Source organism: Streptomyces sp. NPDC002499, assembly GCF_053595415.1.
In genome coordinates, this window is sequence record NZ_JBSFXO010000002.1 from 147,049 (window position 1) to 169,091 (window position 22,043).

Genomic DNA, 22,043 nt, shown 5'->3' on the forward strand with positions numbered 1-22,043 from the left:
CATGCCCGCACTCAACGTGGAATTCACCGAAGACGAGATGGCCCGGCTCCGTGAACGGGCAGCGCTCACGGGTCGGAGTCTGAAGCAGCACGTCCACGACGTGACCGTGCAGGAGGCGGATCGGCTCGCCTTCGTGGAGGGGGCGGTCGAGGAAGCCGCCCGGGTGCTTCCCGGTGTCGTGGCCCGCTTCCCCGAGGGACAGCGGTGAGCCCGATCATCCGTGTCGATGTCGGCTGGGTCCTGCAGATCCAGTCGGCGATCTCCCCGCTCAACGTGCCCATCGCCGACTGGGGCGCACTTGGGTTCATGGCCGACCGGCACACGTTCGAGCGGGAGCGCGGGGTCCTCTACTACGAAGAGGTCGCCTCCCGAGCCGCCACTTTCCTGCACACCGCGTTGCTGCTGCGCCCCTTCACCGACTACAACCTGGTCATCGGCTGGGCCTGCGCCAGCCAGTACATGCACGTCTCCGGTCAGCCCCTCCAGGCCAAGGACGACGATCTGTACGAACTCGCCCAGGCGGTCCGTGGACAGCAAGCCGATCTGCGCGCCGTCGCGCAGCGGTTGGAGTCCTGGCGCGGCGAGTGACACAGGGGGACGGGAACGGTGGCCTTCCCACAGGAGCCCCGACCTGTTCTCTCGTGTCGCCGATCCTCACATGTCACCGCAGACTCACCAGGTCAGACGGCATCTGACCCGGCGCCGGGATCTGCGTTCCCCGCTCTTCCGAAGGCACGCTCCGTGCCCCATAGTGGCCCCAACGGAAGCCGGACTTGGGGGGATATTTCGTGATCAAGCAGGCGTACGTTCAAGCCGACGACACGACCGCACCGACCGTCAAGGACATCAGGGACCGGATCTCGAAGGCGGTGGATGCGACGACGGGCACCGCCCTCGAACGCCTCCAGTGCTGGCTGCAGATGCCGGCCGATTCCACGTTCGCGAAGATGCTGGACAGCGATTGCCAGGTGCGCGCCAAGAGGGTCGGCGGTCTCCTGAGCGCCGGGAAGGACGGGCTGTACGAGCCCAGCGACCTCTCGGTGGCGATCGGCGTCCCGGCCAAGTGGACCGCCGTCGACAAGGCCGTCAAGGCCGACCGTGCCGTGTACGTCAACGGTTCGACGGGACACGTGGGCGGGGCGCAGAGCAAGTTCAACAACGAGCGCAACGCCGGATTCCATGTGATCGTCTTCCTGGCCGTCGGGCAGGAAACCGATGGAAGCGGCTACTACCTGGGCTTCGACCCGGACGTCAGCGCCACGACGGAGTCTCGGACGGCGTGGGAGGCGTTGGTCGCCGGCGTCACCGAGACCAAGCCGCAGGACTTCACCGCTGCGAAGAGCCTGGAGGTCGTCAAGACGATGATGCTCGGCAGCGCGGAGGGCGGCTTCGGCCGGCTGGTCCGCAAGTACTACGTCGACACGACCAAGGCCTTCCCCAAGATCATTCGCGCCTGAGCACACAGCGGTGACTCGCCTTCATGTGCGGGTGAGATGACGGGGATCGATGCCGACGCCGGCGTCACACGGCGGATGGGCCGTCCAAGGCGGACGGCCCATCCTGGTACCGCGTCGATGGCGGACGCGGGTCGAGCCGGTCCGGCTGTCAGGAGCGGCCGCGGTGGGACGCGCGTCCCTTGGCGGTCACCTCATCCGGGTAGAGCAGGGGCCAGCCCGTGGACGGGGCGGTTCTGCCGTGTCCCGGCTGCCGTCACTTGTACATCCGCCAGTCGTAGACCAGCTGGTAACTGCCGCCGTGGCCGGTGTACTTCACGGTGTGCTCCGGGCTGTCCGGCTTTCCGGTCCAGCGGCTGGTCAGCGACGGGATGACAGCGCTGACGGTGACCGGCAGGAACAGTTCGTCGCCCCACGTGCTCTTGAGGTACTCGAAGATCTCGGTGACCGCCCAGCCCACGGCGATCCCGATGACGATCCCGATGGGGCCGCCGGGGGAACCGATCGCTCCCCCGATGGCGGCCGCTATCGCGGCGACCACCTCGGTCTTGACCTTGGCGAGCAGCTCGTTGAGGAAATCGTCGAAGCCACCCCAGTCCTCCTCCGCCAGTGCCAGGGTGACGAAGTAGGACTTCGGGAACTGCACCGTGCCCTCGGTCAGGCTGAAGAACGTGAACTGCCGAGGCGGTGTGTACTTCTGCACGTCACCGGTGTGGAAGCTGCGTACCCGGAACGCGGGGACCTTCTTGGTGTCGCCGCTCTCGTCGACGCTGACGCCGGCCGCATCGATCTCGTCCGCGCCCAGCTCACTCGTGTCGTCGAGACACGTCACCTGCTGGATCCGCAGTTCCAGCTTCGTCAACTGCTCCGCGGTCGCTTCCTGCACACGCTGCGGGGCACTGATCGCCGGGCTCTTGCGCAGTTCGCCGGCGGTGAACTTCAGCCCGTCCGGGAAGGGCAGCGCGCGGACCTGGGCCTCGACCGGGGTCGGGGACCGCAGATCGACCTTGGTGAGGTCACCGAGCCGCTGCGAGCGAGCCGCCGCGTTCCCGAGGTCGGCCACGACTCGTCCCGCGGCCTCCTTCTGGTGGCCTGCGGGGAGTTGGGCGAACCTCCTGGCCAGGAGGTGCTCCGCGGCGGAACCGTCAGTGGGCATCGGGAACTTCACGGATCCGCCGTGGTGTGCCGCGACCTTGTCCGCGGCGAGTTGGAACTCCCGTACCACGCGCTCGGTCACGGCCTGGACCTTGGCGTTGGGAATGCCGGTGACGACGGCTTCCGTGTTGTCGGTTGTGTTGTCTGGCATTTCTTTGCTCTCCCCCGAGTTCGGGCTGCCTCCGCGGGTGTTCCCCGACGGCTCCACCGACGCTAGGCGGCAGCCGGCGCACGGGCACCGGGGAGTGACCCGGGGTGCTCCCTAGTCCTGTTCGGCCGCGAGCCGGGGGGCGAGGTGGTGGCGCGAGTCGATCCCGAACTTCTGGTAGACGCGGCCGAGGTGGAACTCGACGGTCTTGACGCTGATGACGAGTTCGCGCGCGACCTGGCGGTTGGTGAGCCCGGACGCCGCTCTGCGGGCCACCGCCAGTTCCTGCGCGGTGAGGACACTCTCCTGGCGGGTCGTGGGCTCGCCGGTCTCCAGACCGCAGGCCGCCAATTCCCTTGCGCAGCGGTCCAGTTCGGGCCTGGCGTCCAGTCGCAGGAGGATCTCTTCGGCGGCTCGGAGCTGTTCGCCCGCCCTGGTGCGTTTGTTGGTGCGGCGCAGGAACTGGCCGTGGGCAAGATGCAGTTGCGCGCGCTCGAAGGGCTCCTGGGCATGTTCGGCATGACGGTGCGCGGCCTGGAAGGTGTTCTCGGCGCCGGCGGCGTCGCCTCGGGCGGCCCGCAGAGTCGCGCGGCTGCGGGCGGCGAGCGCCTGAGCGCCGTGATGAGCGCGTTCGGCGGCCAACTCCTCGTAGGGGCCCAGGGTTTCCTCGGCGCGTTCGTGTTCGCCCAGCGTGGTCCACGCGTCGGCGAGGACATCCGGCCAGGGCATCATGCCCGGTTCCTCGAACCTGCCCCGCCTACCGAAGGTGAGCAGGGGTCCGAGGGCGGCGACGACGGCCTCGGGCTCGCCGCGAGCACGGGCCAGATGGGCCGCGGCGACAGCCGCCTGCACCGTGGGATAGGGGTGGCCCGAGGTCGCGTACTCCCTGGTGACCTGTACGTGATGGGCGGCTTCGGTCCATTGGCCGCGGGCGGACCGGGCCAGCGCGAGGATCGTGTGGCAGGTGAAGGCGACGTGCGGCTGATCGGTGTCGACGGCCAGGGACAGCGCGAAGTCGCAGTGGTCCGTCGAGTCGTCCCAGCGGCCCGCCCGGAACTCGTACCAGGCCAGTACGGTCGCGGCGACCACGCGGAACAACGCCGAACGCGTGTGACAGGCCCCCAGCACTCCGCTCAGGTCCCCTATCGCGCCCGACAGATCACCGGTGTGCCCGCGCAGCGTGCCCCGCCCCAGCAGCTCCTCCAGTTCCGCGGGCGAGGCGAGGGCGGGATCGGGCAGTGGCCGCAGCACCGCGAGTTCCGCCGCGGCCCGCCCGCTCATGGCCCTGCCGCTGATCGCCAGGTAGCGGACCATGTCGATGGCGGTGGATTCGGGGGCGAGCCGCAGCGCCAGCCGTGCCCACTCGGCCTCGTCCGCGCCTCGCAGCATGCTGCCGTACAGCCCGGCGAGCTGGCCGGCGATCCGTGCGCCGAGCTCCCGCTCGGTGCCGGGGTCGCAGCGTCGCCAGGCATCGTGGAGCAGCGCCTCGGAACGGTCCACGTCGGACAGAGTGAGGCGGCCCAGGAGGTAGCTGCGCCACGCACTGTGGGCGAACTCCTGGACGTGCTGGGCCGCTTGGGCGGTGTCGGGCACCTCGCCGGCGAGCAGCCGGCATTCGACCGCCTCCAGAGTGAGCTGTTCGTACACTGCCCGGTCGGGACTCAGCCCGGCAGCGGTGGAGAGTTGTACGGCGGCCGTCGACCAGGCTCTCTCGGCGGCGAGCCGACGGCCGAGCGCGGCGAGGTCGGCTGCCAGCGCAGAGTCGGTGCCGGTCGCCGCGCAGGCACGGTGTCGCAGGGCCAGGGACTCCTCGCCGGTGAGGTCGGCGGCGCGCAGGTGCAGGGCGGCGCGCCGGACGGGGCCGAGCTGATGGTAGACCGCGGCATGCACGAGCGGGTGCGGGAAGGAGACCGAGGTGTCCCCCGCACGTTCGGTCAACAGGCCCACCGAGACGGCTTCTTCGAGAGCGGGCAGCGGGTCGTCCTGGCCCGCGAGCAGCGCGGCCGCGTCGAGCGGGCCGCGGACGCCGAGCACGCTCGCCGCGCACACCAGGTCCCCGGTCGCGGGCGTGCAGCCGGTGAGCCTGGCGAGGACCAGTTCGGTGAAGGACTTCGGGGCGGGCAACGTGCGGTCGGCGTGCTCCAGTTCGTCGAGCAGGCCGGGGTCCGCCTGCTCCAACAGCGCCTGTACGTGCAGTGGGTTGCCGGCGGTGTGCGCGTGCAGCCGCGCCGCCGCACGGGCCGACAGCGTTGCTGCTCCCGATCGGTGCTGCAGCAGGCGCAGTTCGGCCACGGTCAGGCCTTCGAGTCTGATCCGTACCGTGTCCGCCGCCGTCCACTGTCGACGCAGCCCCACCGGCAGTGACACGTCATGGATGTCCCGTACCACCACGACCGCGACCACTCGGTCGGCGCGCAGTCTGCGCACCGCGAAGGTCAGTGCCAGCAACGAGGGATGGTCGGCCCACTGCGCGTCGTCGACCACGATGGCCACCACTCCCCCGCCGGGGTCCTGGGCCTCGTCCATGACGTCGATCAGTCCGGCGCCCGCCGCCGACGGGTCCGCCGATCCGCCGTGCGACGGCACACCTGATGTGCCTGCCAGCAACTGGTCCAGCACCGCGAACTCCAGGCCGGACTCGGCCTCGGCCCCTTCCGCGTACAGCACACGTTGCACGCCCCCGAGGGCCATGAACCGTCGCACGAGGGCCGTCTTGCCGAAGCCCGCCCCGCCCTCCACCAACACCCGTTGCGGAACGCCCGACCGTGCCCGCTCCAGAGCTCTCTCCAGCAGCGCGAGGGACTCGCCTCTCCCCACAAAGGGAGCATCCACGCCGCACCTCCCCGTCGACTCCCCACGCATCGTCGCGAGGAACCGGCGCACCGTCCATGGCAAGGTGCCCTGTGATACCGGCCGGTTCAGAAGTCGTAGGGCTTCACGGTGGTCCGGTTCAGCACGTCGGCCTCGTGCAGACGTACGCGGTGAACTTCCGCGCGCGGCCGGGGAATCCGTGCGGGCCGTCCGTCCGGCCGCCGGACCGGGACGTTCGCGCCGGGTCAGCCGGTGCGGTTCCGCAGCGCGGCGGGCGGCGCGCTGGTGTGCCGTACGCGAAGCTCCATCGGGATGTAGTGCGGCTCGCTGTCGTCGCCGTCGGTCATCAGGGACTCCAGGCGCCGGGCGGCAAGAGTGCCGAGTTCGTCCCGGGCCATGGAGGCGGTGGTGAGCCGGCGGGAGCCGGGCAGGTCGTCGAGGGAGATGTCGTCGCAGCCGATCACCGACATGTCCTCGGGGATCCGCAGCCCCGCCTCCTCCAGCGCGGCCACGGCACCGGTCGCCACCAGGTCGTTGTAGGCGACGGCGGCGGTCACGTCGGCGGCCCGCAGCGCGTCCGCCGACTCGTAGCCCTGCCGTGCCGTATGGCCGCAGGGAATGACCGTGACCTCCACGCCGAACGCGGCGGCGGCGTCGAAGGCGCGGATCCGTTCCGCGTTGGCCCAGGACGCCTCGGGGCCGCTCAGATAGGCCACGCGCCGGTGGCCGAGTTGTGCGAGATGGCCGCAGACCAGGGTCATCCCACCGTAGAAGTCGGCGGAGACCGCGGGGACGCCGAGGCCGGGCACGATCCGGTTGACGAGCACCAGCGGACGGCCGCGCAGGGCGAGGTCGACGATCGCGGCGCGGTCCATGCGGGGCGAGCAGAGCAGGACGCCGTCACAGCAGCGCATCAGATCCTCGGCCAGCTCGTGCTCACTCGTCGGGTCCTCGTCCGACTCCATCACCATCACCCGCCGCCCGTGAGAACGGGCCACCGCCGAGACGGACTTGAGCACATCGGGGAAGTACGGGTTGGCCAGGTCGGGGACGAGTACACCGATGGCGCCCGCCTCGCCGCGGGCCAGTCCCTGGGCGGCCGCGTTGGGGCGGTAGCCGAGCTCGGCGACCGCGCTCTGCACCCGGCGCGCGAGTTCGGGGTCGACGTGGGCCGTGCCGTTGAGGACGCGGGAGACGGTCGAGGTGGACACTCCGGCCGCCGCGCCGACGTCGGTGATCGTGACCCGTCGCCTGCGGTCCCCCTTGCGTGTGGCGGGGAGCGGTTTCGCGCCTGGGACACCTGGTCCGTCGTCCGGAGCGGTCGGCTCCGCGGACGCTCCGGCGTCCTCCGTCATGTCCGGCACCTTCGAAGTAGCCAATCCCAGCTCCCAGTCGCCCATGGTCCCTCGCCAGCGTAGTTCGTGCGTCGCTCAGCGTGCCAAGGTCGTCGCCCCCGCTTCCGCCAGCAGCCCGCGCAGATGCCCGACGTCGCGACGGACCGCGGCGAACGGGTCGTCGGTGGCGTAGTGGACGTGCAAAGACAGCGGGCCGGTGTAGCCGTCCCCGGTGAGCCCGGCCAGGAGCGCGGGCCAGGGCACCACGCCGCCGTCGGCGAGGGGCTGCCACCGGCATGTCCAGTCCTCGGGTGAACCGACCTGCTCCCAGAGGGCGTTCTTCACACCGACACAGCCGACCCGGTCGAGGCCGCCGATCGTGTCGAGCGTGAGCCGCCAGTCCTCGCTGCCCTCCTTGGCCTGGTTTCCGGGGTCGGGGTGGATCAGTACGTCGTCCCGGCCGTCGAGCAGCCGCATCGCGTGCGCGGCCGACGGGTGGAGGGTGCCGTGGTGCAGCGCGAGCACGGGCCGCACGCCGTGGCGAGCCGCCAGATCGGCCAGCCCGGCGAGGTCACGACGGGCCCGGTCCAGGCCGGCCGGGTAGTCGGACTCCGCGTCGTAGCGGTAGAAGCCGACGCGCACCCGGGTCACGCCCTCCTCGGCGCAGTGTCCGAGCAGACGGTCGGCCACAGGGCCCGCGGAGGTCAGGTCCGTACTCAGGAAACCGATTTCACAGCCATTCCCGCGCAGGGCCCGTGCCGTCTCGCCGATCCGCTCCGGAGTGTCCGGCGTGACGGTCTGACCTTCCCTGACCAGGAGGTCGGCACCGTCCGCCCCGGCGCGAACCAGCTGCTCGGACAGTACTTCCGGCGCCAGAGGGCCGAACGGTTTGGTGAGGACGAGGACACGCACGACGTGCTCCGTTTCCGATCGGTGAAGGGACCACGCCCGGGCGGCGGGTCACCTGAGTGCTGTGAAAGCGCTCCCTCAAACTACATCTCCTAGATTGTCAGGTCGATGGATCCGCATAAAGCACCAGCTCAAACTGCCAATGCGGTTCACAGAGGCTTCAAGATCCAATCTTCCATCTTGTGAAAACGCTTGCTCAGCTCACTTTCGGGCCCTAACGTCAACCGCGCTTCGGTCCGGACCAGCACGGCCACCAGGGCGGGCAGAGCCGCCATCCCTAGAGAGCAGGAGCCGACCATGCGCACAGGAATCGCACTCAGAAAGTCCCGGATCGGCAGGATGGCGCTCGCGTCCCTGCTGGTCGGGCCACTCCTCGCGGCGTGCGGTGGGGGCTCCGGCAGCTCCGGCACCACCCTCAAGATCTGGGACTACTCCGCGGAGCAGACGGACTTCCACAAGCAGGTCGCGGCGGAGTTCCACAAGCAGCACCCGGACATCACCGTCCAGTGGCAGTCGATCGCGCAGGAGGAGTACAAGCGGACGCTGCCGCTGGCCTTCCAGAGCGGACAGGGCCCCGACGTCTTCTACTGGAGCGACAACGGCCCGCTCGCCATGTCACAGCTGCTCGACCAGAAGTGGATCCAGCCCCTCAACGGCGGAGCCGCGCTGCCCGCCTCCTTCACCAAGCGGTGGCACGAGGGCTCCTTCACGGAGGGCGTGAACCAACTCGACGGCAAGACCTACGCGTTCCCGTTCTCGGAGAGCACCTACTGGGGCCCCGGGTACATGTACCTCAACAACAAGGTCTTCAAGGACGCGGGACTGGACACCGCGCAGCCGCCGAAGACCTGGTCCGACCTGAAGAGCGCCTGCGCGGCCATCAAGAAGAAGACCAAGGCGTTCTGCATCGCCGCACCCAGCAAGGACGTCGACCTCCAGCGCACCTTCTACGCGCTCGCCGCCGGTGAATACACCGTCAACGACTGGTTCTTCGACTACAAGCGGGGCTCGTTCTCGCTCAACACACCGCAGGCGCAAGAGGTGTTCTCGTTCATCCAGGAGCTCAAGAAGGACGGCTACCTGGCACCCGGGAACAACGACAAGAACTTCACCCGGCAGCAGTTCGCCGCCGGCCAGGCCGGCATCACCATGGACGGCACCTGGCTCCCGTCGGTGCTCAAGACCCTGGACCTGGACGCGTCGGGGTACACCGTGGCTCCCCACCCCGTGCCCGACACCGGTTCCAAGGGCGCCCTGTGGAGCCAGCCCGACGGCAACAAGTACTGGGTGAGCGCGAAGTCCAAGCAGTCCAAGGCCGCGTGGACCTTCCTCGACTGGATGACCAAGCCCGGCGGCTACTTCACCAAGGAATACCTCAAGGGCGGGTTCGGCACGCTGGCCTTCGCGGACAACGCCCGCTACATCGAGGACCCGGCCATCAAGCAGATCATGAAGATCGCCGACGACCCCGCCTACCGCGTCAAGCTGCCGCTTCCGGTCGCCAAGTGCCCGGACCTCGTGAAGTCGAAGGCCTACGTCAAGGCCATCGGTGAACGGCCCACCTGGGAGTACGAGGCGATGTCCGGCGCCCTGAACTCGGGCCACTCGCTCAAGCCCGAGGCCGATCGGATCGTCGCCGAGCGCCAGCGGACGCTCAAGGACGAGCTGAAGAAGGAAGCGGACCAGGGTCTGAAGGTCTCTCTCGACTGCTTCACCTTCCCGGACTGGTCGTACACCGCCGACTACAAGCCGGCCGCGTAGCCCACCCGCCCAGGAACCGGAACAGGCAAGCACACAAAGGACGTTCCATGGCTCTAGCGCCCCCCGGCCCGCGCCCTCCCGACGCGCCGGCCCCCGTCTCCACCGCCCGCCCCGTCGAGGCGGCGCGCCGCGCCCGGTCCGCGAGTCCGCCCGAGGACAACCGGGAACGCGCCAAAGGGCGCGACCGGTGGTGGGTGGCGCTCTTCCTCGTGCCCTTCCTCGTCCTCTACCTGGGCTTCACCCTCTGGCCGCTGCTCGCGACCGTCTACTACTCCTTCTTCGACTGGTCCGGCAACGGACCGCTGAACACCTTCGTCGGAGGCGACAACTACACACGGCTCCTCGGTGACCCGCTCTTCTGGAAGGCCGTCGTCAACACCCTGCTGTTCGCGGTCGGTACGACCCTGATCAAGCTGCCGCTCTCGCTCCTCGCGGCGCTGGTGATGACCCGGAAGTGGCTACGGGCGAAGAAGGCGCTGCGGACCGTCTTCTTCGCCCCGCTGATCATCCCCGTCGCGATGGCCGGCCTGATCTTCACCTATCTGCTCAACCCGTCCAACGGCGCGCTCAACTCCGCGCTGCACGGACTGGGCCTGACCGACGGCACCACCGACGTCTTCGCCAGCCGGTGGTCCTCGATGCTCGTGCTGATCCTGATCTCCGTCTGGCAAGTGTTCGGGCAGTACATGATCTATTGGATGGCGGCGTTGCAGAACGTCCCGGACGAGCTCTACGAGGCCGCGGACCTGGACGGCGCCTCCGAGTGGCAGAAGCTCACCCGCATCACCCTGCCGCTGATCCGCCCGGTGGCCGTCGTCATCGTGATGCTGGCTCTGGTCAACGCCATGCACGTGTTCGGCCTCGTCGTCACCCTCACCGGCGGCGGCCCCGGCACCGACACGTACGTGGTCTCGTACTTCATCTACCGGCAGGCCTTCGGGTCGATGCCCTTCGCCTACGGATACGCGTCGGCCGCCGCGCTGCTCTTCTCCGTCCTGGCGTTCCTCCTCGTCACCGGCCAGGGGCTGTTCGTGCGCCGGGCGCAGAAACTGCGGAAGGAGTACGGAGTCTGATGTCGCGGACAGAACTCTCCCGTACCGACAAGTCCCCGGCGAAAGCGCCCCGGGCACAACACTCCCGACGGCTGTCGCGGCCCGCACGGGGAAACCTCGTCGCCCTGCCGCTGCTGATCGTGATCGGCCTGCTGTGGATCTATCCGTTCCTGTGGGTCGTCACCGGAGCGTTCAAGACCCAGACCGGCCTGTTCACCGGCGGCGCGAGTCTCATGCCGGACCAGTGGAACTTCGACAACTTCCGCCGGGCGTGGGTGGACGCGGGATTCTCCAAGTACTTCTTCAACACGGTGCTCTACGCCGTCGTGTCGACCCTCGTCGAACTCTTCAAGTCGGCCCTGTGCGGCTACATCCTGGCCCGCTACGAATTCCCCGGGCGCAAGGCACTGCACCGGCTGATCGTGGCCACCCTGTTCGTGCCGGTGGCCTCCATCATCATTCCGCAGTTCGTCCTCGTGGACAGCCTCGGCCTGCTCAACACCCGGGCCGGGGTCATCCTGGCCATGTCCGGCGCGGCGGGCGCCCTGTACGTACTGCTCTTCATCGGGTTCTTCTCCGGAGTCCCGAAGGACCTCTTCGACGCGGCGAAACTCGACGGGGCCGGATTCCTGCGGACCTTCATGCTGATCCTGCCACTGGCCAAACCCGTCATCGCGGTCGTCGTCATCTTCCAGTTCATCAGCAACTGGAACGAGTTCAACATCCCGCTGGTGTTCACCCTCGGCCAGCCGGACCTCCAGAACCTCGCGGTCGGAATGCTGTCCTTCAAGGGCGAGCACTCCGTGGACTGGACCGGATTCGCCGCCGGGATGACGTTGTCCGTCATTCCCATGCTGCTCGTCTTCGTCTTCTTCCAGAGCTACTTCGTGCGCGGCCTGGCCGGCGCCACCAAGGAGTGATCCCGTGACGTCCGAGCCACCCGGCTGCCCCGATCTCAACGGCGCCTTCGCCTACACCTGGGACCTGGTGGGCGACCCCGCGGCCGCCGAGCGCATCGCGGCGCTCGGAGTGGGCGCGGTGGTCCTCCAGGCGGCTTACCACTCCGTCCGCGCCATGACCCCGTTCCACCCGGTGCACCGCACCGTGCACGCCACTCACGCCGCGGCGTACTTCGCCCTCGACGAGAGCCGGTGGAGCGGCAGCCGGCTGCGGCCCGTCGCGCCCGGCTGGGCCGTGGACGCCCCGGACCGGTTCGGCACGGCCGCCGACGCCCTGCGCGCCCAGGGGCTGCGCGTCGAGGCCTGGCTCGTCCTCACCCACAGCTCGGCGGCCGGGACCCGCGCCCCCGAACTGACGGTGCGCAACGCCTACGGCGAACGCTACGGATACGCCCTGTGCCCCGCGCAGCCGGAGGTCGCCGACTACGCCGTCGACCTGGTCCGCGCCTTCGCCGAACGGCACGACGCGGCGACGGCCCCGGCACTGATGCTGGAAGCCTGCGGCTGGCTGGGTTTCGAGCACGGCAGCCACCACGAGAAGACCGACGGCGCCGACCTCGGCCGCGGCTGCCGCGACCTGCTGTCGGTGTGCCTGTGCCCCGCCTGCGGCAAGGGCATCGAGGCCGCCGGCGCCGATCCGGGCGCGCTCGCGAGCGCTGTGCGGCGGACGGTCGACGCGGAGCTGAGGAACGGCGTCCGCGCCCCGGACACCCTCGCCGAGGCGCTCGGCGACGGGGCCGCCAAGGCGCTGCTGCGGCACCGCCGGTCCGTGGTCGAGGAACTGACCCGGCGGATCGCCGAGGCGGCGCCCGACCGGGAACTCCTCCTCATGGCCGACGGCGACCCGCAGGCCACCGGCCCCGACACCGGGATCGACCTGACCCGGTTCGACGGCCGGGCCACCGCCGTCGTCGTCAAGTGCTGGGACGACGTGGACCGTTCCGTCGCCCGCGTCAAGGAAGCCGTCCGCGACAGCCCGCGCCCGGTCATCGCCAACGTGTCGGTCCTGGACGAACAACCCGCCCGCCTCGCCGCACGCGTGGCGCGACTCAAGGACGCCGGAGCACGGTCCGTGCGCTACTACCACGCGGGCCTCGCCTCACCGGCCCGCCTGCGCGCCCTGCGCGGCGCGGAAAACACCCGCACAACAGAGGGAGCAGCGTGACCCGCCAGCAGCTCAACGGCCTGTACGTCATGGACCCGGAGCGCTTCGACGACGTCTACGGCCCTGCCGAACGCACGGAGATCGAACGGTACGTGACCGTCGGGCGTCCGCCCTGTTCCGCCGCCGACCTGCCCGCCGACGCACTTGAGGACGTCGATGTCCTCCTCACCAGCTGGGGCGCCCCCAGACTCACCGCCGACCTCCTGGACCGCGCACCCCGGCTCCGTCTCGCCCTGTACGCCGCAGGATCGGTCCGCCCGCTCGTCACCGAGGCGTCCTGGCAGCGTGGGGTGCGCGTCGCCGCCGCCGGCCCGGTCATCGCCGACAAGGTCGCCGACTTCGCCCTCGCCCAGATCCTGTTCGCCCTCAAGCACGGCTGGCGCTACGTCCTCACCGCCCGCCGCACCGGCGCCGCCGCCGTCCGCCGGGCCGAAGCCGGCAGTGCCGGCACCGTCGGCCTGGTCTCCCTCGGCGCCACCGGACGGGCCACCGCCCGCCACCTGCTCCGGCACGGGGTACGCGTCCTCGGCCACGACCCGTACGTCTCCGACGCCGACACCCGCTCCTGGGGCATCGAACCCGCAACGCTGGAGCGGGTCTTCGCCGAGAGCGACGTCGTCAGCCTGCACGCCCCGCTGTTCGACTCCACCCGCGGCATGGTCGACGAGCGGCTGCTGCGCTCCATGCGTCCCGACGCCACGCTCGTCAACACCGCGCGCGGCGGCCTCGTCGACGAGACCGCGCTGGTGACCGTACTCGAGGAGCGCTCCGACCTGTTCGCGGTGCTCGACGTCACCGACCCCGAACCAGCCGTGCCCGGCTCCCCCCTGTTCACGCTGGACAACGTGGTGGTCACCCCGCACCTCGCCGGGAGTCTCGGCCCCGAACGGCGGCTGCTCGGCCGGGCCATGGCCGAGGACCTCGCCCGGTACGTCGCCGGAGTGCCCCTGCACCACGAGGTCCGCGCCACGGCTCTGGAGCACGCCGCATGACCCCCGCGCCGCTCACCCTCGTGATGGTCCCGCCGCTGCCGGAGGAGACCCGCACCTGGCCCGGCCGGCTGACCGACGCCGTTCCCGGCATCGAGGTGCTGTGCCCCGAAGGCCCCACCGACATCGCGGCGGCCCTCACCGAGGCCGAGGCCGCCTACGGCACGCTCACCCCCGAACTCCTCGCGTCCGCGGGGCAGTTGCGGTGGCTTCAGGCGCCCCAGGCAGGCCCGCCGCCCGGCTTCTACCACCCGGACCTCGTCCGGCATCCGGTCCAGGTCACCAACATGCGGGACACCTACACCGACCACGTCGCCGCGCACACCATGGCCCTGGTGCTGGCGCTCGCCCGCCAACTCCCGCGCTACGTACGGGATCAGGCGCACGCCCAGTGGGAGCCCGACTGGTCCGACGGGGCGGTGGTACCGCTCGGCGAGGCCCGGGCGCTGGTCGTCGGCACGGGTGCCGTGGGCGCCGAGACCGGGCGGCTCCTCGCCGCGTTCGGCACGCGGGTGGAGGGCGTCGACCCGCGCGTGACCGCCGCCCCGCCCGGTTTCGAGCGGGTGCTGCCGGCCGAGCACCTCGACCGGGCGCTCCCCCGGGCGGACATCGTGGTCCTCACCGTGCCCCACACCCCGTACACCGAGGGGCTCATGGACGCGCGCAGGCTGGCCCTGATGAAGGACGGGGCCTGTCTCGTCAACGTGGGCCGAGGCCCCACCGTCCGCCTCGACGACCTGGTCGCGGCACTGGAGACCGGCCGGCTGCGGGGAGTCGCGCTGGACGTCATGGAACGCGAACCGCTGCCCTCGGACCACCCGTTGTGGCGCCACCCCAGGGCCCTGATCACCCCCCACGTGGGCGGGGCCGGCCCGCATGCCGCCGAGCGCCGGTTCGAGGTGCTCGTGGAGAACGCACGGCGGTTCGTCGCCGGACAGCCGCTCATCAACGTCGTGGACAAGACGCAATGGTTCTGACAGACACGCCCACCGACGCCCCGCCGACCGGCGCCACCGTCGAACGCATCGAGACCTTCACCGTCGCCCTGCCCACCCTGCGGGACTTCGCCGTCGCGGGCGGCTCGGTCACCGCCCGGGGGCTCCCGGCCGTCCGGGTGCTGGTCAAGGTCACGGCGTCGGACGGAAGCATCGGATGGGGCGAGGCAACCCCGATCCCCTCCTGGACGTACGAGACCACCGAGTCCATCGAGTCGACGCTCACGCACTATCTCGCGCCCGCCGCGACGGGACTCCCCCTGTGGGACCTCGACGGGCTGGTACGAGTCCTCGACGGCACCCTGCGCCGGGGCTGGTCCACCGGAATGCCGCTGGCCCGCGCCGCCCTGGACGTCGCCTGGCACGACGCCCTCGCCCGCTCCCGCGGTGTGAGCCTGGGCGAGCTGTGGGGCAGGCGCCGCCACGACACCGTCGACCTCTGCTGGATCGCCGGCGGCGCCACCCCCGGTGCGCTCGCCGAGTCCGTCGCGGAGGGCCGGGAGCTCGGGTACCGCCACTTCAAGATCAAGACGGGTCTCGTGCCCGGACAGGACGAGGCCCTGGAGGCCGCACGGGTGAGGGCCGTACGGGAGGCGGCCCCCGACGGGCGGCTGATCGTCGACGCCAACCAGGCCGGCACCCAGGACTCCGCACTGCGCCTGGCCCGGCTCCTGGAGCCGTACGACGTCGTCGCGCTCGAACAGCCGCTGCCCGCCAACGACATCGAGGGGCTGCGCCGCCTGCGCGATCTCAGTCCGGTGCCGATCGCCGTGGACGAGAGCCTGCGTCACCCGACGGACCTCGCTTCCTTCGTCCGCAGGGGTGCCGTCGGGATCGCCGTGGCCAAGGTGCAGCGCTGCGGCGGACTCACCCTGTCCCTGCGCCAGTGCCAGCTGGCCGAGGACTGCGGAGTCGCTCTGATGGGGTCGGGACTGACCGAGTCGGACATCGGTCTCGCCGCCTCGCTCCACCTGTTCGCGGCCTACGACCTCGTCGCCCCCGCCGACCTCAACGGCCGGCAGTTCCTGAGCAGCCCCTACACCACCGGCCCCGTGATCCGGGTGCGTGACGGGGTGGCCGAGGTGCCGTCCGGCCCCGGCCTCGGTATCGGCATCGACGAAGGGAGGGTACGGGAGCTCGTCCGCTGAGCCGTACACGTAAGAGAAGGAGCCGCACATGAATCAGCACGCCCGACCGCGCCGGTCCTCCCGACGCGCCCTCGCCCTCGTCGCCGTGCCCGCGCTCGCCGCGGGACTGCTGGCGTCGGTGCACAGCGCGTCGGCCGCGCCCGAGGAGACCGCGCCGGCCGCCGGGAAGGCCGCCTACTGCCCCGCGCCGGCCGCCGCCATCGGACTGAGCACGGCCTGGAAGCTCCAACTGCCGCTGCCCAACAGCACCGGTTCGCCGCAGGAGGTGAAGCAGCCCGCACTGGGGAGCTACAGCAACGCCCCCTGGTTCACCACCGACGACGACTGCGGCGCGATCCTGATGCGGGCCGCCGTCAACGGTGCCACCACGACGAACACCGGCTACCCGCGCTCCGAACTGCGCGAGATGACCGCCGACGGGTCGGCGAACGCCAGTTGGCCGTCCACGTCGGGTACCCACACCATGGTGTTCGACGAGGCCATCACGCATCTCCCCGCGGTGAAACCACATGTGATGGCCAGTCAGATCCATGACTCGACCAGCGATGTCACGTCGTTCCGTCTGGAGGGCACCAGCCTGTACATCACCTCGTACAACAACACGCACTACAAGCTGGTGACTTCGACGTACGAGCTGGGGACGCGCTTCCAGGGCAAGTTCGTGGTCCACGACGGGGTGGTGGACGTCTACTACAACGGCAGCAAGCAGGCCACGGTCGCCGCCGAGTTCAGCAGCGGCTACTTCAAGTCCGGCGACTACACCCAGGCGAACTGCAACAACTCCTCACCGTGCGACGCCTCCAACTACGGCGAAGTCGCCCTGTACGGCGTGGACGTGACGCACAGCTGAGACACGTCCGACCAAGTGGCGTTCCGCGCACAGGTGCGGCGGGATCTCCCGCCGCACCACCTCGGATGTCGAGCTGTCGGTGACGAGCACGACCTTGCCGCAGTGGCCTAAATATCGCCGGCACACTCGCTGACCTGCCCATCAAACGCATCGCCTCCCACCTGCCGACTTCCGCTGCCTCGGCGGCGTGAGGGCAGGTCAGTTGCGGCCTGCCATGACGCCGCCGTCGACGTCCCAGACGGCTCCGGTGACCCAGTCGGTCCGGTTCGACAGCAGGAAGGCGACGGTGGTGGCCACGTCGTCGGGTGTGCCGGTGCGGCCGAGCGGGTGGAAGGTGTTGAAGCCGTCGAGCGCGGAGTCCAGGTCGGACTTGGGGATGAACTCTTCGTAGATCGGGGTGCGTACGACGGCGGGGGCGACGGCGTTGACGCGGATGCCGTGGGAGGCGAGTTCCATCGCCAGGTGCTGGGTTAGCGCGTGCAGGCCGGCCTTGGCCATCGAGTACGCCGACGACGGGGTCGCGGCGACTGCCTGGTGGGCCCACATGGAACCGATGTTGACGATCGATCCCTGCGCGCCGCGGGCGATCATGTTGGCGACGACGGTCTGGGTGAGGAAGAAGAACGCGCGGTTGATGGCCTGGTAGCGGTCGTAGTCCTCGGACGTGTGCTCCAGGAAGGCCTTCGGGGCGAAGACCCCGGCGGCGTTGACGAGGAGGGTGGCGTCGGCGTGCTCCTCGGTGAGGGTGACGCGCAGACGCTCGACGGCTGCCGGGTCGGCCAGGTCGGCTGCCAGCCCGACGGCCTTTCCGTGGGTGGACAGGACGGCCTCGGCCTTCTCGGCGCTGGACCGGGTGCGGCCGGTGACGACGGCGGTGCCGCCGGCGTCGAGGATGTGACGGGCGATGGCGTGGCCCATGCCGCTGGTGCCGCCGATGACGACCACCTTCCGGCCGGTGAAGTCGAGGGTGGCGGTGCTGGACATGTGGTGCTCCTGATCAGGTGGATTCGGTTTTCCGGACGTGAAAGGGAGGCGGAGGACGGAAGTTGCACGCCGTGGTCAGGCGTCGCAGTGCAGGACGAGGTATCCGTCGATGCGGCTGAGCCGGTCCGAGGCCGGGTCGGGCGGGAGCGCGTGGCCGAGGTTCTCGGCTCGGACCTCGCTGATCCACTGGTCGTGCTGATACTCGTGGTTGATGAGCGTGGTCAGCAGATGGGTTCCCACCACGGTCAGTTGAGTGGGGGCGCCGACGCGGCCGGCGGCAATGTCACCGATGCGAGCGTGGACGCGCTCGGCGACCGTGTCGCGGAACACGGTGAGCCTCTCGACGGTCGGCAGCGCGCCGCGGAACTTCTCCGGGTTCGCGGAGTCCATGAGGGCATCCAGTTCCGGGTCGGGGCTGGGCTCCGCCGCGGTCAGGTTGCGGATCATGAAGTGGGCGACATGGGCCTGGTGGCCGAGATGCCAGCCGATGGCACTGGAGTCCTCGTGCGGGCGCCAGGTCACTTCGTCCGGAGTGAGGTCCTTCCACAACTCGTCGGTGTAGGCGCGGGCATGGTCGTACTCGCGTAGCAGCGCTTGGAGTTGGTGCATGACTCCACCGTGGGTGTCGGGAAAGGGAATGAGCGGAGTGGTGATTACCGCAACGCCCGCCAATTTAGGCATTCCACGGGATGGCCGGTAGAGGATTCCGCTGAATTGAGCTATAAGCAGCAGCTATGGCAGGCTGCGGGCGGCTGCGAGGCTGTCGGCCAGGCGGAGCAGGTCGACCCCGAGCGGGGAGTCGGCGCTCCACACCGCTTCGAAGGAGATCTGCACCTCGCGCCCTTGGTCCATCAGCGGGCGGTGGGGCACATCGGGCGAAGTGAGCTTGGACCGGGGGACCATGGCCGAGCCCAGGCCCAACTTCGTCCAGTCCTCCAGGACTTGGTAGCCGGCGGCCTCGCCGGGATAGGTCCGCAACGGCATCTCGTGGGCCTGGAAGAGCTGTGTGGTGAACGTGGTCAGGCCGCAGGTGTCCGGTACGAGAATGAAGCACTCCTTGCTAGCTTCCTCAAGTTCGAGCGGAGTCGCCTGCGAGGTGTCGGGGCTGACGACGACGAGCGGCTCGACGTCGATGACCCGGTGCTCGTAGCGTGGCATCGCGGCCACGGCCGGGATCAGGATGATGTCTAGTCGGCCGGCCCGCAGGCTTTCCCGCAGGTCCTGCATGTTCGCCTCGCGCAGCACAAGGTCGCGGGGCGTGGGAAGGTCTCGGACCTTGCCGAACGCCCGGGCCACCAGATGCGCGCCGATCAGGGGCGAGACGCCCATGCGGATCTTCTGCTCGCCGGGCTCGGTCAGACGCCTGGCCTCCGCCGAGACGGCGTCGAGAGCGATCAGGGAGCGCTCGATCAACGGCAGTATCCGGGCGCCGAAGGCGGTCTGGGTCACCCCGCGTGGCGACCGCTCGAACAGCTTGTCGCCGAGGCGCTCCTCCAGTTTGGCGATGCCGTTGGACAGGGCCGGCTGTGTGACGCCGTACGCGCGGGCGGCGGCGCTGAACGACTTGGTCTCCGAGACGGCCTGCGCATAGCGGAGCCCTTCGAGATTCAGGCGGTCGGTCATAGCCAAGGCCTATCCCTGCATTCACTGGTGTCGCCTACCGGTCCGACTTTCCTCTGCCTACGGTCGGACTCCTACTGCTTAAGCATAACCACCAATTATGCGGAGTTTTGCTCAGCCATTTGCACCCCGCGTTCACAGAGGGAAGGCGTCATGTCAGAGACCGCCGTGACCATGGTCGTAACCGAGCCCGGGGGCCCTCTGCACCCCTCCGAGGTCGAGACGACATCGCCAACAGGCCGGTGGGTCCGTGTGTCCGTCACCGCGAGTGGCGTGTGCAACGCCGACATCGGAACCGCCGCGGCCACCGGCGCGGGTACGTCCTTCCCGGTCACCCCCGGGCACGAGGTCGCGGGTGTCATCGCCGAGCTGGGCGACCGGGTCGAGGGCTGGTCGGTCGGGGACCGCGTGGCCGTCGGATGGTTCGGGGGCAGCTGCGGCCACTGCGTCTTCTGCCGGGCCGGCGACGTCGTCCACTGCCGCGAACGCAAGGTACCCGGCCTCTCCTACCCGGGCGGCTGGGCCCAGAGCATCACCGTGCCCGCCGACGCCCTCGCGCGGATTCCCGACGCGTTCGATCTCTTCGACGCCGCCCCGTTCGGCTGCGCCGGGGTGACGACCTTCAACACCGTGCGCAAGGCCGGCATCCGCGCGGGCGGGCGGGTCGCCGTGTTCGGAGTCGGTGGCCTGGGGCACCTCGCGATCCAGTTCGCGGTCAGGCTCGGCTACGAGACGATCGCCATCGCCCGAGGTGGCGACCGGGAACCACTCGCCCGCGGCCTCGGCGCCCACCACTACATCGACAGCACGGCCCGGGCGCCCGGGGCCGCGCTGAAAGAACTCGGCGGCGCCGATCTCATCGTCTACACCGCCTCCTCCACCGCTGCCGCGGACGAGTTGCTCACCGACGGCGGCCTGAACGTGCACGGGCAGCTGACTCTCGTCGGCGTCGACGCGGGATCCGTGACCGTTCCGGCAGCCAGGCTCGTGATGAACGGTCAGACCGTCACCGGGCACCTGACCGGCAGCGCGCACGAAACGGAGGAGGCGATGCAGTTCGCCGTCACCAACAACGTCCGCCCGCGGATCGAACGCATGGCACTACGACAGGCCGGCGAAGCAGTGACCCGGCTGCGTTCCGGCGCACCCCGCTTCCGCATCGTCCTGGACACCGCGGGCGGCGAGTGACCCGACCTCGCCGGACCTACGGCTTGGCCGACGAGGTGGTCTGCGATCCGGTCGGGGCTGCGGAGTCCGGCACCCCCGCGTAGTCGGGCAGTTCGGCGCCGTTGATCGCGCGTCCGACCAGCTCGGTGAACCATTCGCCGGCGAAGTCGGGGAGCGGCTCGGCGTCCGGCCCGGGGACGTCGCGGCTGCGGGCGTTCAATCGGCCGATCTCCTGGTTGGCCTCGACGAACGAGCGCATCCGCGACTCGTAGCGGGCAAACCCGACCTCCGGGTCCCATCCGGCCGCGGCCAGCTCTCCGGCCAGCAGGTAGGCGCCGACCAGTGCCAGCCCGGTGCCCTGCCCGGACATCGGCGACGAGCTGAACGCCGCGTCCCCGAGCAGCCCCACCCGTCCACTCGACCAGCGGTCCATCACCACCTGGGCGACCTGGTCGAGGTAGAAGTCCGGAGTGTCGTCCAGGTGCGCGAGGATGTCCGGGGTCAACCAGCCCAGGTCCGCCATCCGCTCCCGCAGCAGGGCCTTCTGCGCTACGACATCGCGGTGGTCGACGTCGAAGCCGGCCGAGGCGAAGTAGAACATGGCCATCGCCCGGGTGGCGTCCTGGATGGGCCGCAGGAGGGCGGAGCGCCCGGAGGCCTGATCCTGGTACTCCAGCAGCCAGCGGTCCAGCCCGAACTCGTTGGGCACACTGAAGAAGGCCAGCACCTGCCCGAGGTGGCGGAGGTACCGCTCGTGCGGTCCGAAGACCATCGCTCGCAGCTCCGAGTGCAGCCCGTCCGCCCCGACCACCAGGTCGAAGCGCCGCCGGTCGCCGCCCGCGAAGACCACGTCGACGCCGTCCGCGTCCTGGGCGAGCTCGGCGATCCGGTCGCCGAAGACGTACTCGACGCCGTCGCGGGTGTCGTCGTAGAGCACCTGGGACAGGTCCCCACGCAGGATCTCGATGTCCGCGATGAACCCGTCACCACCGTCGTCGTCGGCACGGAAGGTCTCCAGCACCTTCCCGTCCGCGTCCACGGTGTACGCGCCGGCGGTGTCGGTGCATGCCGCGCGCACCGCCGCGTCCAGCCCCATGCGCCCGATGACCTCCTTGGCGATCCCGCGCGCGTCCACCGCCTGCCCGCCGGGACGCAGCTCGGGAGCCCGCTCCACCACGGTCACCTCAGCGCCCCGCCGGCGCAGCCAGTGGGCCAGCGCGGGCCCCGCGACGCTTGCCCCCGCGACCAACACCCTGGGACCGCTCACCCGCGTACCCTGCCCGCCCGTCCGGATCGCGTGCCCCTGGTCGGAGTCGTCGACGCTCATCACAGCCTCCATCTGCTTCCTCCCGCGCGGGAACATCCCCAGCACGGGCCCACCGCTGTCGGTGCATCCAGGTCTATTGACCATGGATCCGCACGAGACTCATCGCTCTCGGCGGACATTGATGAGAAACGCCGACTCCGATGGGGGCGACCACCGACGCACAACGGCAGCAGATCCTCGACGACCTGGAGATGATCTTCGTCGAGGACCTGCCG

20 protein-coding genes are annotated in these 22,043 nt (G+C 70.0%); 12 read left to right on the forward strand and 8 right to left on the reverse strand.

Features of this window, described 5'->3' with window-relative positions:
• The first annotated feature begins 1 nt into the window (after position 1).
• The 3 genes from ACWD5F_RS05325 (at position 2) to ACWD5F_RS05335 (ending at position 1,457) form a co-directional block, all read left to right on the forward strand.
• On the forward strand, positions 2–208 hold the full coding sequence (locus tag ACWD5F_RS05325) for a hypothetical protein (RefSeq protein WP_043665140.1): 207 nt from the start codon (positions 2–4) through the stop codon (positions 206–208).
• Positions 205–588 (forward strand): hypothetical protein, encoded by a 384-nt coding sequence (locus ACWD5F_RS05330; protein ID WP_401714618.1) that lies wholly within the window; start codon positions 205–207, stop codon positions 586–588. Before ACWD5F_RS05325 ends, ACWD5F_RS05330 begins: the two co-directional genes overlap by 4 nt.
• Positions 589–788: 200 nt before the next feature.
• Complete coding sequence (locus ACWD5F_RS05335; protein ID WP_451251274.1) at positions 789–1,457, forward strand: hypothetical protein; 669 nt, start codon at positions 789–791, stop codon at positions 1,455–1,457.
• Between the two features lie 253 nt (positions 1,458–1,710).
• Here the strand turns inward: ACWD5F_RS05335 and ACWD5F_RS05340 are convergent, their stop codons facing one another.
• From ACWD5F_RS05340 to ACWD5F_RS05355, 4 genes are all read right to left on the reverse strand, one after another.
• Positions 1,711–2,760 (reverse strand): hypothetical protein, encoded by a 1,050-nt coding sequence (locus ACWD5F_RS05340; protein WP_451251276.1) that lies wholly within the window; start codon positions 2,758–2,760, stop codon positions 1,711–1,713.
• 111 nt (positions 2,761–2,871) lie between these two features.
• On the reverse strand, positions 2,872–5,589 hold the full coding sequence (locus ACWD5F_RS05345; protein WP_451251278.1) for a LuxR C-terminal-related transcriptional regulator: 2,718 nt from the start codon (positions 5,587–5,589) through the stop codon (positions 2,872–2,874).
• Positions 5,590–5,813: 224 nt separating this feature from the next.
• Complete coding sequence (locus ACWD5F_RS05350) at positions 5,814–6,923, reverse strand: LacI family DNA-binding transcriptional regulator (protein WP_451251280.1); 1,110 nt, start codon at positions 6,921–6,923, stop codon at positions 5,814–5,816.
• Positions 6,924–6,998: 75 nt separating this feature from the next.
• A complete protein-coding gene (locus tag ACWD5F_RS05355) occupies positions 6,999–7,814 on the reverse strand; it encodes a sugar phosphate isomerase/epimerase family protein (protein ID WP_451251282.1) in 816 nt (271 codons plus the stop codon).
• A 294-nt stretch (positions 7,815–8,108) separates the two neighbouring features.
• On the opposite strand from ACWD5F_RS05355, the gene ACWD5F_RS05360 reads away from it, so the two are divergent.
• From ACWD5F_RS05360 to ACWD5F_RS05395, 8 genes are read left to right on the forward strand one after another with little or no spacing between them, the layout of a single operon-like run.
• Positions 8,109–9,572, forward strand: coding sequence for an ABC transporter substrate-binding protein (locus tag ACWD5F_RS05360; protein ID WP_451251284.1), 1,464 nt, complete (start codon positions 8,109–8,111; stop codon positions 9,570–9,572).
• Between the two features lie 47 nt (positions 9,573–9,619).
• Complete coding sequence (locus ACWD5F_RS05365; protein ID WP_451251286.1) at positions 9,620–10,645, forward strand: carbohydrate ABC transporter permease; 1,026 nt, start codon at positions 9,620–9,622, stop codon at positions 10,643–10,645.
• On the forward strand, positions 10,645–11,544 hold the full coding sequence (locus ACWD5F_RS05370) for a carbohydrate ABC transporter permease (protein WP_451251288.1): 900 nt from the start codon (positions 10,645–10,647) through the stop codon (positions 11,542–11,544). Before ACWD5F_RS05365 ends, ACWD5F_RS05370 begins: the two co-directional genes overlap by 1 nt.
• A gap of 4 nt (positions 11,545–11,548) precedes the next feature.
• Entirely contained in the window at positions 11,549–12,748 is a 1,200-nt protein-coding gene (locus ACWD5F_RS05375) for a hypothetical protein (protein ID WP_451251290.1), read from the forward strand.
• Positions 12,745–13,740: a hydroxyacid dehydrogenase gene (locus ACWD5F_RS05380; RefSeq protein WP_451251292.1), complete on the forward strand. Its 996-nt coding sequence runs from the start codon at positions 12,745–12,747 to the stop codon at positions 13,738–13,740. Before ACWD5F_RS05375 ends, ACWD5F_RS05380 begins: the two co-directional genes overlap by 4 nt.
• Positions 13,737–14,714, forward strand: coding sequence for a D-2-hydroxyacid dehydrogenase (locus ACWD5F_RS05385; protein WP_451251294.1), 978 nt, complete (start codon positions 13,737–13,739; stop codon positions 14,712–14,714). The genes ACWD5F_RS05380 and ACWD5F_RS05385 overlap by 4 nt, the downstream gene beginning before the upstream one ends.
• Positions 14,705–15,880 carry a mandelate racemase/muconate lactonizing enzyme family protein gene (locus tag ACWD5F_RS05390; protein ID WP_451251296.1) on the forward strand — a complete coding sequence of 392 codons (1,176 nt, stop codon included), beginning with the start codon at positions 14,705–14,707 and terminating at the stop codon, positions 15,878–15,880. Before ACWD5F_RS05385 ends, ACWD5F_RS05390 begins: the two co-directional genes overlap by 10 nt.
• A gap of 28 nt (positions 15,881–15,908) precedes the next feature.
• On the forward strand, positions 15,909–16,730 hold the full coding sequence (locus tag ACWD5F_RS05395) for a polysaccharide lyase family 7 protein (RefSeq protein WP_451251298.1): 822 nt from the start codon (positions 15,909–15,911) through the stop codon (positions 16,728–16,730).
• A gap of 198 nt (positions 16,731–16,928) precedes the next feature.
• Here ACWD5F_RS05395 and ACWD5F_RS05400 read toward each other — a convergent pair whose 3' ends face one another.
• The 3 genes from ACWD5F_RS05400 to ACWD5F_RS05410 form a co-directional block, all read right to left on the reverse strand.
• Positions 16,929–17,714: an SDR family NAD(P)-dependent oxidoreductase gene (locus ACWD5F_RS05400; protein WP_451251300.1), complete on the reverse strand. Its 786-nt coding sequence runs from the start codon at positions 17,712–17,714 to the stop codon at positions 16,929–16,931.
• A gap of 75 nt (positions 17,715–17,789) precedes the next feature.
• Complete coding sequence (locus ACWD5F_RS05405; protein WP_451251302.1) at positions 17,790–18,323, reverse strand: DinB family protein; 534 nt, start codon at positions 18,321–18,323, stop codon at positions 17,790–17,792.
• A 123-nt stretch (positions 18,324–18,446) separates the two neighbouring features.
• The gene (locus ACWD5F_RS05410) at positions 18,447–19,337 is read right to left on the reverse strand and encodes a LysR family transcriptional regulator (protein WP_451251304.1); all 891 of its coding nucleotides are present in this window, start codon (positions 19,335–19,337) and stop codon (positions 18,447–18,449) included.
• A gap of 249 nt (positions 19,338–19,586) precedes the next feature.
• Between ACWD5F_RS05410 and ACWD5F_RS05415 the strand changes: the two genes are divergently transcribed.
• Positions 19,587–20,522 (forward strand): alcohol dehydrogenase catalytic domain-containing protein, encoded by a 936-nt coding sequence (locus ACWD5F_RS05415; RefSeq protein ID WP_451251306.1) that lies wholly within the window; start codon positions 19,587–19,589, stop codon positions 20,520–20,522.
• 16 nt (positions 20,523–20,538) lie between these two features.
• On the opposite strand, the gene ACWD5F_RS05420 is transcribed toward ACWD5F_RS05415, so the two are convergent.
• A complete protein-coding gene (locus ACWD5F_RS05420; protein ID WP_451251308.1) occupies positions 20,539–21,828 on the reverse strand; it encodes an FAD-dependent monooxygenase in 1,290 nt (429 codons plus the stop codon).
• Between the last annotated feature and the right edge of the window lie 215 nt (positions 21,829–22,043).

Excerpts from the sequence above, each read along its gene's own strand:
- ACWD5F_RS05325 (WP_043665140.1), top strand. The coding sequence starts at position 2 with ATGCCCGCACTCAACGTGGAATTCACCGAAGACGAGATGGCCCGGCTC.
- ACWD5F_RS05340 (WP_451251276.1), bottom strand. The coding sequence starts at position 2,760 with ATGCCAGACAACACAACCGACAACACGGAAGCCGTCGTCACCGGCATT.
- ACWD5F_RS05350 (WP_451251280.1), bottom strand. The coding sequence starts at position 6,923 with ATGACGGAGGACGCCGGAGCGTCCGCGGAGCCGACCGCTCCGGACGAC.
- ACWD5F_RS05360 (WP_451251284.1), top strand. The coding sequence starts at position 8,109 with ATGCGCACAGGAATCGCACTCAGAAAGTCCCGGATCGGCAGGATGGCG.
- ACWD5F_RS05365 (WP_451251286.1), top strand. The coding sequence starts at position 9,620 with ATGGCTCTAGCGCCCCCCGGCCCGCGCCCTCCCGACGCGCCGGCCCCC.
- ACWD5F_RS05370 (WP_451251288.1), top strand. The coding sequence starts at position 10,645 with ATGTCGCGGACAGAACTCTCCCGTACCGACAAGTCCCCGGCGAAAGCG.
- ACWD5F_RS05385 (WP_451251294.1), top strand. The coding sequence starts at position 13,737 with ATGACCCCCGCGCCGCTCACCCTCGTGATGGTCCCGCCGCTGCCGGAG.
- ACWD5F_RS05390 (WP_451251296.1), top strand. The coding sequence starts at position 14,705 with ATGGTTCTGACAGACACGCCCACCGACGCCCCGCCGACCGGCGCCACC.
- ACWD5F_RS05395 (WP_451251298.1), top strand. The coding sequence starts at position 15,909 with ATGAATCAGCACGCCCGACCGCGCCGGTCCTCCCGACGCGCCCTCGCC.
- ACWD5F_RS05400 (WP_451251300.1), bottom strand. The coding sequence starts at position 17,714 with ATGTCCAGCACCGCCACCCTCGACTTCACCGGCCGGAAGGTGGTCGTC.
- ACWD5F_RS05405 (WP_451251302.1), bottom strand. The coding sequence starts at position 18,323 with ATGCACCAACTCCAAGCGCTGCTACGCGAGTACGACCATGCCCGCGCC.
- ACWD5F_RS05410 (WP_451251304.1), bottom strand. The coding sequence starts at position 19,337 with ATGACCGACCGCCTGAATCTCGAAGGGCTCCGCTATGCGCAGGCCGTC.
- ACWD5F_RS05420 (WP_451251308.1), bottom strand. The coding sequence starts at position 21,828 with ATGAGCGTCGACGACTCCGACCAGGGGCACGCGATCCGGACGGGCGGG.